This is a genomic window from Lachnospiraceae bacterium JLR.KK008 (genome assembly GCA_037015955.1).
In the GTDB taxonomy this organism is placed as follows: Bacteria; Bacillota; Clostridia; order Lachnospirales; family Lachnospiraceae; genus VSOB01.
Genome location: CP143548.1, coordinates 693,056 through 707,691, shown reverse-complemented (window position 1 = coordinate 707,691; position 14,636 = coordinate 693,056). Strand labels below are relative to the sequence as shown.

General features: G+C 48.9%; 16 protein-coding genes. 4 read left to right on the top strand and 12 right to left on the bottom strand.

What is annotated here, in order from left to right:
• Window positions 1-10 precede the first annotated feature (10 nt).
• From clpX to tig, 3 genes are read right to left on the bottom strand one after another with little or no spacing between them, the layout of a single operon-like run.
• On the bottom strand, window positions 11-1,264 hold the full coding sequence (gene clpX / locus V1224_03565) for an ATP-dependent Clp protease ATP-binding subunit ClpX (protein WWR16543.1): 1,254 nt from the start codon (window positions 1,262-1,264) through the stop codon (window positions 11-13).
• 22 nt (window positions 1,265-1,286) lie between these two features.
• Entirely contained in the window at window positions 1,287-1,877 is a 591-nt protein-coding gene (gene clpP, locus V1224_03560) for an ATP-dependent Clp endopeptidase proteolytic subunit ClpP (GenBank protein WWR16542.1), read from the bottom strand.
• A 46-nt stretch (window positions 1,878-1,923) separates the two neighbouring features.
• On the bottom strand, window positions 1,924-3,255 hold the full coding sequence (gene tig / locus V1224_03555) for a trigger factor (GenBank protein ID WWR16541.1): 1,332 nt from the start codon (window positions 3,253-3,255) through the stop codon (window positions 1,924-1,926).
• 313 nt (window positions 3,256-3,568) lie between these two features.
• Between tig and V1224_03550 the strand changes: the two genes are divergently transcribed.
• From V1224_03550 to V1224_03540, 3 genes are all read left to right on the top strand, one after another.
• A complete protein-coding gene (locus V1224_03550) occupies window positions 3,569-3,772 on the top strand; it encodes an alpha/beta-type small acid-soluble spore protein (protein WWR17414.1) in 204 nt (67 codons plus the stop codon).
• Between the two features lie 242 nt (window positions 3,773-4,014).
• A complete protein-coding gene (locus V1224_03545; protein WWR16540.1) occupies window positions 4,015-4,530 on the top strand; it encodes a CarD family transcriptional regulator in 516 nt (171 codons plus the stop codon).
• A 25-nt stretch (window positions 4,531-4,555) separates the two neighbouring features.
• Complete coding sequence (locus V1224_03540) at window positions 4,556-4,843, top strand: hypothetical protein (GenBank protein ID WWR16539.1); 288 nt, start codon at window positions 4,556-4,558, stop codon at window positions 4,841-4,843.
• 83 nt (window positions 4,844-4,926) lie between these two features.
• On the opposite strand, the gene V1224_03535 is transcribed toward V1224_03540, so the two are convergent.
• The 7 genes from V1224_03535 to V1224_03505 form a co-directional block, all read right to left on the bottom strand.
• On the bottom strand, window positions 4,927-5,853 hold the full coding sequence (locus tag V1224_03535; protein ID WWR16538.1) for a SufD family Fe-S cluster assembly protein: 927 nt from the start codon (window positions 5,851-5,853) through the stop codon (window positions 4,927-4,929).
• A complete protein-coding gene (locus tag V1224_03530; GenBank protein WWR16537.1) occupies window positions 5,850-6,593 on the bottom strand; it encodes an ATP-binding cassette domain-containing protein in 744 nt (247 codons plus the stop codon). Before V1224_03530 ends, V1224_03535 begins: the two co-directional genes overlap by 4 nt.
• Window positions 6,594-6,720: 127 nt before the next feature.
• Window positions 6,721-7,698, bottom strand: coding sequence for a methyl-accepting chemotaxis protein (locus V1224_03525; GenBank protein WWR16536.1), 978 nt, complete (start codon window positions 7,696-7,698; stop codon window positions 6,721-6,723).
• 10 nt (window positions 7,699-7,708) lie between these two features.
• Window positions 7,709-8,797 (bottom strand): FIST N-terminal domain-containing protein, encoded by a 1,089-nt coding sequence (locus tag V1224_03520; protein ID WWR16535.1) that lies wholly within the window; start codon window positions 8,795-8,797, stop codon window positions 7,709-7,711.
• A 122-nt stretch (window positions 8,798-8,919) separates the two neighbouring features.
• Window positions 8,920-9,540, bottom strand: a complete 621-nt coding sequence (locus tag V1224_03515; GenBank protein ID WWR16534.1) for an NUDIX hydrolase — start codon at window positions 9,538-9,540, stop codon at window positions 8,920-8,922.
• 54 nt (window positions 9,541-9,594) lie between these two features.
• Window positions 9,595-10,947, bottom strand: coding sequence for a sodium-dependent transporter (locus V1224_03510; GenBank protein ID WWR16533.1), 1,353 nt, complete (start codon window positions 10,945-10,947; stop codon window positions 9,595-9,597).
• A 41-nt stretch (window positions 10,948-10,988) separates the two neighbouring features.
• Window positions 10,989-11,540: a DJ-1 family glyoxalase III gene (locus V1224_03505; GenBank protein WWR16532.1), complete on the bottom strand. Its 552-nt coding sequence runs from the start codon at window positions 11,538-11,540 to the stop codon at window positions 10,989-10,991.
• A gap of 177 nt (window positions 11,541-11,717) precedes the next feature.
• Here V1224_03505 and V1224_03500 point away from each other — a divergent pair, with 177 nt between their 5' ends.
• The gene (locus V1224_03500; protein ID WWR16531.1) at window positions 11,718-12,170 is read left to right on the top strand and encodes a CYTH domain-containing protein; all 453 of its coding nucleotides are present in this window, start codon (window positions 11,718-11,720) and stop codon (window positions 12,168-12,170) included.
• Between the two features lie 21 nt (window positions 12,171-12,191).
• Here the strand turns inward: V1224_03500 and V1224_03495 are convergent, their stop codons facing one another.
• Together V1224_03495 and malQ are read right to left on the bottom strand one after the other, a co-directional pair.
• Window positions 12,192-13,073, bottom strand: a complete 882-nt coding sequence (locus V1224_03495; GenBank protein WWR16530.1) for a hypothetical protein — start codon at window positions 13,071-13,073, stop codon at window positions 12,192-12,194.
• Between the two features lie 24 nt (window positions 13,074-13,097).
• Window positions 13,098-14,573: a 4-alpha-glucanotransferase gene (malQ, locus tag V1224_03490; GenBank protein ID WWR16529.1), complete on the bottom strand. Its 1,476-nt coding sequence runs from the start codon at window positions 14,571-14,573 to the stop codon at window positions 13,098-13,100.
• Window positions 14,574-14,636 lie beyond the last annotated feature (63 nt).

Genomic DNA, 14,636 nt, shown 5'->3' with positions numbered 1-14,636 from the left:
CTCTCGCGTATTATCTTGCTTTTCTTATCGCCTCACGGTGCACGACCAGCGGCTCACTGGTACCGTCTATCACTTGTTTCGTGATCATGCACTGTACGATCGTATCATCGGAAGGAATCTGATACATCACATCCATCAACACACTCTCCATGATGGAACGAAGCCCTCTCGCTCCCGTCTTCCTTTCCAATGCTTTCTTCGCAACCTCTACGATCGCGTCGTCTTCAAAGCGTAAATCTACTTCATCAAATTCAAACAATCTCTGATACTGCTTGATGAGCGCATTTTTCGGTTCCTTCAAAATACGCACAAGCGCTTCCTCGTCCAGCCCTTCCAGAGATACATTGATCGGCACTCTGCCTACAAATTCAGGAATCAGGCCGAATTTCACAAGATCCTGCGGCGTGACCTCACCGAGTATCTCCCCGATCTCCTTCGTTGTCTTTGTTCCCATTTTGGCATTAAAACCGATGATCTTACGATTCAACCGCTCTTCCACAATCTTATCCAGTCCGTCAAACGCACCGCCGCAGATAAACAGAATGTTGGAAGTGTCGATCTGGATCAGTTCCTGGTGCGGATGCTTTCTGCCGCCCTGCGGCGGTACGCTCGCCACAGTGCCCTCTATGATCTTTAAAAGCGCCTGCTGTACTCCTTCACCGGAGACATCCCGGGTGATCGATACATTCTCTCCCTTTTTAGTGATCTTGTCAATCTCATCGATATAAATAATACCATACTGAGCCCGCTCCACGTCGTATTCCGCGGCCTGAATCAGCTTCAGTAAAATATTTTCCACATCTTCGCCCACATAGCCCGCCTCTGTCAATGTCGTCGCATCAGCGATGGCAAAAGGCACATTGATGATCTTTGCCAATGTCTGCGCCAGATAAGTTTTCCCGGACCCGGTGGGACCTACCATCAGAATATTACTCTTCTGCAGCTCGACCTCGTTCAGATCCCTTGGCGCCAGAACCCGTTTGTAGTGATTATATACCGCCACCGATAACACCTTTTTGGCAGCTTCCTGACCGATGACATAATCATCAAGAAACTCCTTGATTTCCACCGGTTTTAAAAGATTGATCTCCATGCCTTCCTGCATGGGCTCATCGTCGTACTCTTCCTCCATAATTTCCGTACAGATGTCGATACATTCATCACAGATGTAGACACCTGCCGGCCCGGCTATCAGCTTTCTGACCTGTTCCTGCGTCTTATTACAGAAAGAGCATCTTACTTTATCGTCAGAATTTTTTGTCATCTTACCTTACTATCTCCTTCAACTATACTGTCGGTCTGAACGTGAGCACCTTATCGATCAGTCCATACTCCAATGCCTCCTGCGCACTCTTCCAGTTGTCCCGCTCCGTATCCGCACAGATGACTTCATATGGCTGCCCCGTATTTTCTGCAAGCATTCTGTTCAGCTTCTCTTTTGTTCTCAGGATATGTTTGGCTGCGATCTCGATCTCTGTTGCCTGTCCCTGTGTGCCGCCGAGGGGCTGATGGATCATCACTTCCGCATTGGGCAGTGCACTTCTCTTGCCCTTCGCGCCGCCTGCCAGGAGAAATGCTCCCATGCTGGCTGCCATACCAATGCAGATCGTCGCCACATCACATTTGATATAGTGCATCGTATCATAGATCGCCAGACCTGCCGTCACGCTGCCGCCCGGACTGTTGATATAGAGCTGAATATCCTTCTCAGGGTCTTCCGCCTCCAGAAAAAGCATCTGCGCCACGACGAGACTGGCAGTCGTCTCATTGACATCTTCTCCCAAAAATATGATCCTGTCTTTTAAAAGTCTCGAAAAAATATCGTAGGAACGCTCGCCCCTGCTTGTCTGTTCAACGACATATGGTATTAAACTCATAATTATGCCTCCTCGATGTTTTCAGTTTATTCCTGACCGGCAGAAACTATGCCTCTTCCGTCTTGGCTGCCTTCCTGGTTCTCGGCTTCGTCTCCTTCGCCTGGCTGACTACAAATTCTACCGCTTTCGTGATTGCAAGATCGTCCATCAACTGCTTTCTCGCAGTTTCGTTATCGCCAAGCGTCTCTTTCACCTTGTCTGCTTCCATATTATAGACTTCTGCCATTCTTGCGATCTCATTCTCATAATCTTCATCAGACGCCGCAATGCCTTCTGCCGCTACCACTGCTTCCAGCACCAGTCTGGACTTAATCCGTTTTTCTGCCTGCGGTTTTGTCTGCTCCAGCATCTTCTGTGCGTCAAAACCCGTAAACTGGAAATACTGTTCCAGAGAAAGTCCCTGCATCTGCAGTCTCTGCGCAAACTCATCCACGATCTGTCTCTGCTGTGTCTCCAGCATAGCCTCCGGAATCTCCATTGCGGAATCCGCAATGATCGCATCGATGACCGCTTCTTCTTTGGCCGCCTTGGCATCTTTTTCCTTCTTCTCTGTCAGTTTCTTCTTAATATCTTCCTTGTATTCCGCAAGTGTCTCAAATTCAGACACCTCACTCGCAAACTCATCGTCCAGCTCCGGCAGCTCTTTTGTCTTCACTTCCTTAATGGCAACCTTAAACAACGCCTCTTTCCCCTTTAACTCTTCCGCATGATAGTCCTCGGGGAAAGTAACTTTCACTTCTACTTCTTCCTCTTTATTCTTGCCAACTAACTGCTCTTCAAACCCGGGAATAAAAGAACCCGAACCAATCGTCAGCGGATAGTTCTCTCCCTTGCCGCCCTCGAAAGCGACACCGTCCACAAAACCCTCGAAGTCGATCGTGGCAATATCGCCGTTTTCAATCGCTCTGCCTTCCACCTCCACGGTACGTCCATTATTTTCCCGCTCTTTCTCAATCTCTGCACTGACCTCAGCCTCTGTCACATCAATCGTCTGCTTTGTGACTTTGACTCCTTTATATTTGCCAAGTTTTACCTCCGGTTTGAGTGCAACCTCAGCGGTAAAGATAAATGGCTTGCCTGCCTCGATCTGAACGACATCAATCTTCGGAGAAGATACGATCGACTCTTTACACTCTTCCAGAGCCGTCTCATACGCGCCGGGAATCAGATCGTTTGCCGCATCTTCATAAAAAATCTCTCTGCCATACATTTTCTCGATAATCTGACGGGGAACCTTGCCTTTACGGAAGCCGGGTACACTGATTTTATTCTTGCTCTTCTGATAAGCTCTCTGAATGGCCTTTTCCAATTCATCCGCCGATACTTCGATCGTCAGCTTCGCCATATTCTTTTCCAATTTTTCAACCTGCAAACTCATTTTGGGTTTCCTCCTTCATTTTACCGTTCTTTACTGTCGTCTGTGATTCTTTTTATATGATAAATTGCATTTAAAATGAGACATTTTCCCATACTCACAGTTATCTAAGAATTATAGCATACGGCTTTTAAAAGCGCAAGAATTCTTGAAAAACTTACCATTATAATTCATTCCGTTTCGCTAATACTAACATCAAGATAAGCGAGACAAAGTACTTGCGGCGAAGAAATCTCTTCTTCAAGGTAAGTGCGGTCCACTTATCTTGAAGATAGAAAAGACAGAAAAAGAAGAAATTTACGGAGGTGAAAGTAACATGGCAAGTTCAAACAGAAGTAACAGAACAGAAGTGCCTGAAGCAAAGGCTGCTATGGATCGTTTTAAAACAGAGGTTGCATCCGAACTGGGAATCAACTTAAAAGAAGGTTACAACGGTGACCTTACTTCCAAAGAAGCCGGAAGCATCGGTGGCGAAATGGTTCGTAGAATGATCAAGCGTCAGGAAGAGCAGATGAAATAACAAAAGCTGACAGATGTAACACAGAAAAATAAGTAAAAGACAGACGTCCGTTTATGACTGTCGTTTCCTGTCCGGTGACTGCGGACCGGGAACGACCGTTCAAAAGCGGGCGTTTGTTGTTACATTCTATCTATTTGTGCATTTTATCGAAAAATCTCTTTGGTATTTGTATATTTTTTATGGTAAGATAGATACAGAAACAGGCAACCATAAACACACCACACAAAAAAGGAGGGATTTACGTGTATGAAATCGGCGACTATGTAATAAAAGCAAATAATGGCGTTTGTCGGATAGAAAATATCACGCATCTCGATCTTCCGAACGCAAATCAAAACAGGCTCTATTATCTGCTGATCCCATTGGACAACAAAAGTTCCAAATTGTATGTTCCGACAGACGCTTCTCCTGACGGTCTCAGAAAAGCGTTGACCGAAGACCAGGCATGGGATGTCATCCGTAACATTCCTCAGGTGGAAGCCGCATGGATCACCAACGATAAGCTGCGGGAACAGGCTTATAAAGAAGCCATTCACAGTTGCGACCCTAACGCTCTGATCAGCATTATTAAGAATCTGTATATCCGGAAAAAGCAGCGCTCCGAACAGGGAAAGAAAAGCACTGCCACCGACGACAGGTATTTTAAGCTGGCAGAGGATAATCTCTATGCGGAACTGGCTTTTGCTCTCGGTAAAGAGAAAAATGAGATGCGGCAGATCATTGCCGACACGATAGAGCAAAAAGAATTCTCGACCTGATAATCTCACGATAAGGAGAATACACATGAAACGAAAAAATTTATTGGATAAGCTCGTAGCACTGAGGACAAGAAAGAAATTGGACATTGTCCTGCGGAACGACAAAAATTACCAGGACGCATTAAAAAAACAGGATCTGGCGTTTCAGACAATGAAAAAGTTAAATTTGGATAAACAGCAAAATCTGATCATTGACAGGGCGATCTCAGCGACTACCTATTGCGGAGCGATGTATGGGGCCGCCGCTTATAAATTGGGATTGCACGACGGGATAAAACTGATGTTTGAATTAATGGAGGTCAAAAAACAGTGAACGGAAAATCCGCAAAGGAAGCGGATCTTCCGGATACGAAACGGGAAAGCTGCGCAGCAAAAAAACTGTGCAGCTTTGTGTATCTACTTCAAAAACCCGCTGATGATCTGCTCTTCCGCTTCTGCCTCCGTCAATCCCAGCGTCATCAGTTTGACGATCTGTTCTCCGGCAATTTTACCGATTGCCGCCTCATGGATCAATGCTGCATCCGGATCATTGGCCGTGATCTCCGGCACCGCACTGATCCTGGCATTGCCGATGATGATGGCGTCACACTCCGTATGTCCACTGCATTTGGCATTTCCTTCTATATTGGAGACAAACATTTGATATGAAGTATCCCTAGCTACCGAACGGGACACGATATTAGTCCCCGCTCCCTCTCCGTCCATACTGACTTTGAAATAACTCTCCGCGTGCTGATTTCCATCCGTCATCAGCCGCTCCATCACCGTCAGCCTGGCTCCGGCCGCCAGTTTCGCCTCTGTCTTTCTGACCGAATGATCCACCCCGCCGATCTGCACGGTATCCATCTCCATACAGCCATTCTCGTCGATCTCTATGACCGTGTGGGGATTCATGACCCGTTCTCCCGTTCCTGTTCCGCTTCCGTAATGTTTTTCCACATATCGGATCTTCGCGTTCTTCCCGACAAAAAATCTGTGCACTCCGTCGTGCTCACTTGATGCCTCTCCCCCGTTATGAATGCCGCAGCCGGCAATGATCGTCACATCGGCGTCCTCCCCGATATGGAAATCATTATACACAGTCTCTTTCCAACCGGTCTGGCTGAGAATGACCGGCATATGGAGACTTTCTCCTTTCGTTCCCGGACAGATCCGGATATCGATGCCTGTTCCGTTCTCTTTGGGCGAGATCTCGATATGCTCCGTGGAATTGCTGGCCGCGGTTGACCCATTGGCACGGATATGAAAAGCTCCCGCCGGTATCTCATGAAAACCGGCGACTGCTTCCAGCAGCTTTGTCTGCACCGCATCAAATTTTTTCATACTCCGAATTCCTCCCTCTGCCAGTATTTGCAGCCGCCTCTGCCGCCTTCTTCATACAGCAGTGGAGGCAATATCTCATCTCTCGCCCCATATCCAAGCACCTCTCCGCCCGCGATAACCAGAATCTCATCGGCAGTTTTCAGGATACGCTCCTGGTGAGAGATAATCAGAATCGAACCGTGCATTTTATCGTGCATTTTTTCAAATACACGGATCAGATTTTGAAAGCTCCAGAGATCAATCCCGGCCTCCGGCTCGTCAAACACGGAAATCTTACTCCCTCTCGCAATCACAGTGGCGATCTCGATCCTCTTCATCTCTCCCCCTGACAGACTGGCGTTGACTTCCCGGTTGATATAATCTCTGGCACAGAGCCCCACTTCCGACAGATACTCACAGGCATCGGACACGGAAATCTTTTTCCCTACCGCCAGCCGCAGCAGATCCAGGACTGTCACTCCCTTGAAACGCACTGGCTGCTGAAAGGCATAACTGATTCCCCGCCCCGCTCTCTCCGTAACGCCAAGGTGCGTGATGTCCTCTCCATCCAGCAAAAGCTGCCCGGACACCGGCTTCTCAATCCCCGCAATGATCTTCGCCAGGGTAGACTTGCCGCCTCCGTTTGGTCCTGTGACCGCCACGAACGTATCGTCCTTCAGCGTAAAACTCACATCTTTTAAAATCTCCTTGTCTCCTGATTCCTCAGAGACCTGAAAAGAAATATTCTTCAGTTCCAGCATGATTTACCGCCTCCATCTTCTCATCGCGGCCATGACTCCCGCTATCTGAAAAGGACCGCATCTCCCCGAGGATGCAGCCCCCTTTATTACTTATTATTTCTAAAAGTTGTCTATATCTTTCACAATATTACCGCACGGCGCGTATTTTTTCGATCAGCGGCTCCGCCTGTTCCATCATATTGGAAATGTCTTCATAAAGAAAACCCTTCTCCGTCATCAGACTTTTCATTTCCTCAATGTCATCCAACACTTCACTGAACTGTCCTTCACACGCGGACATATCATTCTGGACTGACTGCGCAAGCTGCCCACAGTCCTGCACTACCTGCTGGATCTCGCCCTGAACGTCTTTCACTCCGTTGATGGAGGATGTGATCTCCCCGAATACCGATTCCACACTGACGATCTGCTGTCTCGCTTCCTTCAGCGTGTCTCCCGCATTCGACAGAGACTTTGTCAGTCTGCTCGAACTTCCCAGCAGCTCTTCCATACTTTTGTTTACACTGCCAACGAGAGTCTTAATCCCGATAGAAAGTTCCGTAACTTCATCTGCCACTACGGCAAACCCCTTGCCGTGTTCCCCGGCTCTCGCCGCTTCTATCGAAGCGTTCAGCGCCAGCATGTTTGTCTGATTGGCGATCTTGATAATGTTTTTCATCGCCCCCTGGATCACTTCAAACCCCTTCTGGAATTCTTCATAGATCTGCGAGATCTCGACAAACTGACTGCCGATCTTTTCAGAGCTCTCACGCATCAGCTTCACATCTTCTCTGGCCTGATCAGATACCTGATTGACCTTCTGGATGACGCCGTTCAGCTCCTCTGACTCCTTGCCTACTTTTACAAACTCATCTCCGATGGAGACAATCGAATGATAGACTTTTGCATTGCTGTCCATAACCCGGTTATAGCTGTCTTTGATTTTATCAAGTTCACGGATTGATTTTACTTCCTCTTCCATCAGTTCATTCTTTTTGCCGATCACAAATTTGCTGAGAAAAGAGATGGAATACAGATAGTCATGCAGATTGTTTCCTGCATTGCCGTTTGCTCCAATATTATTCGCCGCTGCCGCAGTATTTTGATTTTTCTTCCTGAAAAACATTCCGCCCCTCCTACTCAAATACCGCACATACCATTGTCTGGTTTACATGCTGATTGTTAAACTGTTCGCCGCCGCAGACAAGACCGCAGCTTTGCCCGAGAGATGCCATGCCTTTTGCATAGGTAGAAAAATAATTATGTTTCTGGTATAACAGATACCGGTGCAGACAGTCGATCGAAAATACAAGAGAGATCCCTTTCATCTCACTGCGGATCTGATCTCTCGTGGATTCCTCGATCTCTCTGTAATCGCCCAGTTCCAGAAAATAAACACAGTCATTTTTATTAAAGCGCTTGTAGTTCACGATCTCTCCGTTATCACCCAGCTCTTTCATGGAAGAAATATAGACTTCATTCCCCACGACTCTGCCGATCGGATTCTGGAAGACATTTTCAACGATCTTATCTCTCGGAATACCCAGTTCCTGTCCATATACGGATGCTGCCGGTTTTCCGTCGAGTTCCACGATCGATTTTTTCTCCGTATTGACTTTCGTCACGAAATGAGAAGCCGTGCTTCCTTTCTGCCAGATATTTTCTTTATACACCTTTACTTTGCCTGTCATATTGCGAATAAAAGCATAGACACAGGCATCCGCGTATACATTACCGTTATATGCCACAAGCGGCGGCTGTCCTTCCGGTGCCCCCAGAGCTGTCGCACCCGCCAACTGGATCTTGTTCTTTTCCAGGCAGGCATGAAATGTCGTGATGAGCTTTTCCTCGCTGCCTGTACAAAATTCCAGACAGGCCGTATCGCTATTCCCCGGTGCGACTGCTGCTAATTGTTTCTCCACTTCCCCGGCAAATGTTACCGGGCACTGACTGATCCCCTTAATTACTCCACAGCTCACTCTGACATCGTCAAACAGACCAAGCACCACCAGCATACTTTCCCCTACCGTGCCGTTGGCTAGCCCATAACCACTCGTGCCCACCGATACCGCACCGGGATATTTGGCTGCAAGCGTGGCTGCCGTCTCTGCCAGAGCATCATAAGATGTGATAAATACGATCGCACTGGGGCCCGTCAGGCTCCCCGTTGCTTCGTCTACCGCTGCTTTTACACTCCCTTTTCCATTTCCGATGAATGTCTTCATATGTACTCTCCCAATCTGAATTTTTATGAAAAAAGAATTGCTTTTATTATACTATAATGGACTCTAAATAAAAAATCAACTGCAATCTATGTCCGAAAATCCTCTCTCTGACGGCTATTGCGTCAGTCAAACAAGGTCTCCCAGTTGTCCGCCTCAAAAGCCGCAAAACACATGCGGATCTGTTCCTCATTGTTTTTCTCCTCCGCCAGAACGGGGAGCTCATCCCGGCCGAAATACCGGCTTTCCACAGTCTCCGTATTCTCCCGGAAAGCACCGCCGGTTACGCTGCACATAAGAAATATTTTACACACACGATAGGCATAGACCGGCAGATTATGTTTTTCCCGGTCCTGGACCGCGATCACCTTTTCCACCGTAATGTCCAACCCGGCCTCTTCTTTCACTTCCTTGACCGTATTCTCTTTCACCGACAGGCCGACATCGACCCAGCCGCCCGGCAGAGACCACGTATTGTTTTTCTCTCTGACAAGAAGAATTTTCCCGTCCCGGAAGATGGCCGCCCGGCTGTCCAGCTTTGGCGTCTGATACCCGATCTCATCACAGAACAGTCCCTTTACTTTTTCCACGGGAATCTCCGTCCGCTCACTGACCATCTCCGCAGATATTTCACGTATGCGTGCAAATCGTTCTCTGTCAAACGGATCTTTGCAGTAAAACAGGGCGCTCTGCGCAATGCTCTGCAGCTCCTGCGCCCAGGCAAGCCATTTTTCAATCGTCTCCAATCGCTCGTCTCCTCCATTTTCACCTGACAGATGCCGCCGGCTGATTCAGGGATGTCATAGTCCCTGAATCAGAATAATGAGAATAAGCACCGGCAGCACAAATTGAAAATAGTATTTCCAGCTCTTTGGCAGGCGCATCCCGAAGCCGGTATTGGCCTGTTCCAGATATTTGTCGAAGCCCCAGCCCCATCTGGTCACGCAGAACAGAAGATAGATCAGCGAGCCCGCTGGTAACAGCAGATTGCTCACAAGGAAGTCTTCGCTGTCCAGCACGTCTCTTCCTCCGATCAGATGCAGGTCGCTCCAGATATTATACCCAAGCACACACGGAAGGCTGGCAACAAATACGAACACACAGTTGATGATCGCCGCTTTCTTCCGGCTCCATCCAAAATTATCGGTGCAACTGGCGATCAGATTTTCAAAGACGGCAATCACCGTGGAAAAGCTGGCGAACGTCATAAACAAGAAGAACAACGCGCCCCAGATCCTGCCGCCCGCCATATTTACAAATACATTAGGCAATGTGATGAAGATCAGCGACGGTCCCTGGTCGGGCTGTACCCCAAAGGAAAAGCAGGCGGGAAAAATGATCAGACCGGCCATCAGCGCCACAAATGTATCCAGACCACAGATCCGCAGCGCCTCCCCTGCCAGCGTATGGTCTTTTGACATATAGCTTCCGAATATCTCCATAGCGCCGATACCAAGGCTGAGCGTGAAAAAAGCCTGATTCATGGCCGCCGTAATCACATTGCCAAATCCTGCCTCTCTCGCACGCTCAAGACTTGGTATGAGATAGAAGCCAATGCCCTCTCCCGCACCCGGCAGCATAACGCTGTGCACTGCCAGAACCACGATCAGCACGAGCAATGCGACCATCATCACTTTCGTAATACGCTCCAGACCTTTCTGTAACCCAAAACTGCAGATAAAAAAACCGGCGGCAACCGTAAGCGCCATCCAGCCGCCCATCTCCAGAGGATTGGCAAGCAGTCCGCCAAATATATTCCCCACCGTTTCCGGGTCCATGCCGGCTTTGAAGGTTCCCGTCACAAACTTATAGCAATAGCTGACCATCCAGCCGGAAACCGTCGTATAATACATCATCAGCAGATAACAGCCAATCATGCAGAACCATCCGTGGATATGCCACTTATGCCCTTTCTTCTCCAGGGTCCGGTATCCAAGCATGGCGCTCTTTCTGCTCGCACGTCCGACTGCCAGCTCCATTGTCAGTACGGGTACCCCCATACACAGCAAAAACAACAGGTAAAACAGCACAAAAACAGCGCCGCCGTTTTGACCTGTCACAAAAGGGAAACGCCACACATTGCCAATGCCTACGGCGCAGCCTGCGCTCACCAGTATAAATCCCAGACGGGAGCCAAAGCTCTCTCTTTTCATCGTATTTATCTCCTTATCCGCTTTTGTGGCCGTCACCGACTCTATCTGCTATAGACGATTTTCTTCGCCAGTGCCTCGGAGGCTTCCCTTCCTCTGAAGACTGCAACGAGGATCAGTCCAAAGTCCACCGCGCAGCCCATCCCCCGGGCCGTAATGATATTCCCTGAGATCTCCACGCTGCAACGTGTTACCTGCGCCCCTTCCAGATGACTCTCAAAGTCCGGGAACGAGCAGGCTTTTCTGCCATTGAGCATACCCTTGTGTCCCAGAATGCTTGGAGCCGCACAGATGGCTGCCAGATATTTCTCATTGGCATAGAACTCTTCGACCTGCTTCATAAGCGGTTCAAATTCTTCCAGATTCTTCGTACCCGGCATACCGCCCGGCAGCACAATCATATCCACCTGCGAAAAATCCACTTCCGCAAACAGTCTGTCCATGACCACAGGAATCCCGTGAGAACCTGTGACTGTCTTTTCTCCGGTCACGGACACGGTCTCCGTGTCAATACCTGCACGGCGCAGCAGATCGACAACGGTCAGCGCCTCGATTTCTTCATAGCCTTCTGCAAAAAAAACACATACCTTACTCATATTAACACCCTCTCAAACCACAGTACTTTCATGTCTCTCTTCGGAGACGGCCAACAGTAATAATTTATCATATATTATAATGTTTGCAAAGAAATAATTGTCCTTCCGGACACTCCGTGTTACACTGACCATGACCGCTGTCAGGCAGTCAATCAATAAAAAGGAGAACGATCCGCCATGGAAATCGAACGTAAATTTACCGTCACGCAGCTTCCTGAACATCTGGAACAGTATCCGGTCAAACGGCTGGAGCAGGCATATCTGAACACAGATCCCGTCATCCGCATCCGCCGGGAAGACGACAACTATTATCTGACCTACAAAGGAAGCGGTATGCTCGCCAGAGAAGAATACAATCTGCCACTGAACGCAGAAAGTTACCGTCATCTGCTGCCCAAATGTGACGGAAATGTCATTTCTAAAAAACGCTATCTGATCCCCTATGGAGCCTATACGATCGAACTCGATCTCTTTGACGCTCCCTTTGCCCCGCTGATCATTGCGGAAGTGGAGTTTCCGACAAAAGAAGAGTCGGAAAAGTTTCTTCCTCCGTCATGGTTTGCGGAAGATGTAACCTATCACATGGAATACCATAATTCCAATCTCTCAAAGAAACATCTGGAACTATAACCGTCACCACAAACCGCCATTTTACACCGACTGTTCTTGCGGATTGCCCTCGCCCTTCGCAGCCTCCCCGCCGCAGGACTGCTGCGAAGCGTCTTCCTCCGCGATCACCTGCGGGATAAACCGGCGGGCGAACCAGCCCTTCCCCCGTCTCTTCACATAGAAATAGCCGATCACAGAAAATACGACCGCCCCAATAAAGTTGACAAACAGATCTTTCATCGTGTCCAGAATCCCAATGTCCAGATAACCGCCCAATCCGAGAGAAATCTCCTGCCCATCAGCGATCACGATCACGTCTGTGATATTTCTGATGACCTGTGTCCTGTTTCTGCTTTCCGGGTCGAGCATAACCGAAGAGATCGTATGCACGACCGCGTCCTTCTGCATATCCATCAGGAAAAACTGATCCATCGCGCACTCGAAAAACTCCCACAGGACTCCGATCGTCATCGAAAAGCAGAATGCCACGATCGCCATAAACACCGGCGACAGGGACAGGGAAAACCGCTCGTTCCGGTTAAACATATCGACCAGGCAAAACCCGATGGCCGCACAGAGAAAACCGTTCAGTGTGTGCAACATCGTGTCCCAGTAGGGAAACAACGTATAATAAGACCGAATCTCTCCCAGTATCTCCGCCGCAAAGATAAAGAACATAATAATCACTTCCAGTGTATCCGGAAAATCGATCTTCAGCTCACGTTCCAGAACCGTGGGCAGCAGAAATAGCAGCAGCGTCAACAGACATAAAAAGACGTTTTCATAATTATTATTTAAAAACTGCGCGACCATAACCAGAATGACCAGCAGCCGGAGCAACAGATAGATCACCGACACGACCGGCTTTCTTCGCAGCTCCTCATGCGCTTTCTGAAAAGTTCGAACCCATTTATTGTGCCGCATGTACATGTCTCTCCGTTCTCTGTCCTAAAGCCGGCCGTATAGTTTCACCATCGCCCGGATCTGCTCCGCCAGTTCCGGGGTACAGGCGCCTGCTGTCATCCGCCATCTCCAGTTAATCCCCAGCGTGGACGGCAGATTCATGCGCGCCTGACTGTCAAGCCCCAGATAATCCTGTATGGGAACGACCGCCATATCAGCTACACTGGCAAGGGCAGCACGGATCAGCGCCCACTGCACATCTTTTCGTTCCCGGATATGCAGATAACGTTTTGTAAACATTCTCTCCCGCCGCCGCAGCGAATCAAACCAGCCGGCCGTCGTATCATTGTCGTGCGTGCCTGTGTAGACGACGCAGTTCTGCCTGTGATTATGGGGCAGATACTCATTGTCTTCTCTGCAGTCAAAGGCAAACTGCAGCACCTTCATGCCCGGATATCCGGTCTTCTTTACGAGCCGGAGCACGGACGGCGTCAGATAGCCCAGATCTTCGGCAATGACCGCGATCCGGCCAAGTTCCGCTTTCAGCGCCTTGAAAATATCATATCCCGGCCCCGGTTCCCAGTGTCCGTTCTCCGCCGTCTCATCCCCATAGGGAATCGCATAGTATTCGTCAAAGCCCCGGAAATGATCAATGCGTACGACATCATACAGCCGGTAACAGTGGGCAATCCGGCGGACCCACCACCGGTATCCTGTCTGTCTGTGACAGTCCCAGCGGTACAGAGGATTGCCCCAGAGCTGTCCGGTCTCGGAAAAGGCATCCGGCGGGCAGCCGGCCACAGCGATCGGCGTGCATGTCTCATCGAGCTGAAACAATTCCGGATTCGCCCAGGTATCCGCACTGTCAAGAGCCACATAGATCGGAATGTCGCCAACGATCTCGATCTTCTTCCGGTTGGCATATGCTTTCAATGCCTGCCACTGTCTGGCAAACATAAATTGCTGAAACTCATAAAAGCGAATCTCATCCGCATATCGCTCCCGGTACCGTGCCATCGCCTCAGGCCTGCGCAGTTTGATCTCCTCGTCCCAGCTAAGCCAGCTTATCCCGCCAAAAGAATCTTTCACAGCCATATAAAGCGCATAATCAGGCAGCCAATGTGCATTCTCTTCGCAAAATGCACAAAATTCTGAATCATTCGCGATATTACTGTTTTTATATGCTATATGTAGTACCCGGAAGCGGGCATGATAGATCTTTTCATAGTCAATGTCCACCTCGCTGCTGCCAAAATCACAGGCCGCACAGTCCTCTTCCGTTAGGTACCCATCCCGAATGAGCGACTCCAGATCGATAAAATACGGATTGCCCGCAAAGGTAGAGAAAGACTGGTACGGGGAATCCCCATAGCCGGTCGGTCCCAGGGGAAGGATCTGCCATATCTTTTGTCCTGCCTGTTCCAGAAAGTCTACAAATTCATAAGCCTCTTTGGAAAAAGCACCGATTCCATACCGCGACGGAATGCTGGATACCGCCATTAATATACCACTCTTTCTCATCGTTTTGTTCCTTTCCTGATTTTTGATGCGAAATATCCGCACCCCGCCATTACCTGTATCGCA

Coding starts and splice junctions, on each gene's coding strand:
- clpX (WWR16543.1), bottom strand. CDS start 1,264: ATGACAAAAAATTCTGACGATAAAGTAAGATGCTCTTTCTGTAATAAG.
- clpP (WWR16542.1), bottom strand. CDS start 1,877: ATGAGTTTAATACCATATGTCGTTGAACAGACAAGCAGGGGCGAGCGT.
- tig (WWR16541.1), bottom strand. CDS start 3,255: ATGAGTTTGCAGGTTGAAAAATTGGAAAAGAATATGGCGAAGCTGACG.
- V1224_03550 (WWR17414.1), top strand. CDS start 3,569: ATGGCAAGTTCAAACAGAAGTAACAGAACAGAAGTGCCTGAAGCAAAG.
- V1224_03540 (WWR16539.1), top strand. CDS start 4,556: ATGAAACGAAAAAATTTATTGGATAAGCTCGTAGCACTGAGGACAAGA.
- V1224_03535 (WWR16538.1), bottom strand. CDS start 5,853: ATGAAAAAATTTGATGCGGTGCAGACAAAGCTGCTGGAAGCAGTCGCC.
- V1224_03530 (WWR16537.1), bottom strand. CDS start 6,593: ATGCTGGAACTGAAGAATATTTCTTTTCAGGTCTCTGAGGAATCAGGA.
- V1224_03525 (WWR16536.1), bottom strand. CDS start 7,698: ATGTTTTTCAGGAAGAAAAATCAAAATACTGCGGCAGCGGCGAATAAT.
- V1224_03520 (WWR16535.1), bottom strand. CDS start 8,797: ATGAAGACATTCATCGGAAATGGAAAAGGGAGTGTAAAAGCAGCGGTA.
- V1224_03510 (WWR16533.1), bottom strand. CDS start 10,947: ATGAAAAGAGAGAGCTTTGGCTCCCGTCTGGGATTTATACTGGTGAGC.
- V1224_03505 (WWR16532.1), bottom strand. CDS start 11,540: ATGAGTAAGGTATGTGTTTTTTTTGCAGAAGGCTATGAAGAAATCGAG.
- V1224_03500 (WWR16531.1), top strand. CDS start 11,718: ATGGAAATCGAACGTAAATTTACCGTCACGCAGCTTCCTGAACATCTG.
- V1224_03495 (WWR16530.1), bottom strand. CDS start 13,073: ATGCGGCACAATAAATGGGTTCGAACTTTTCAGAAAGCGCATGAGGAG.
- malQ (WWR16529.1), bottom strand. CDS start 14,573: ATGAGAAAGAGTGGTATATTAATGGCGGTATCCAGCATTCCGTCGCGG.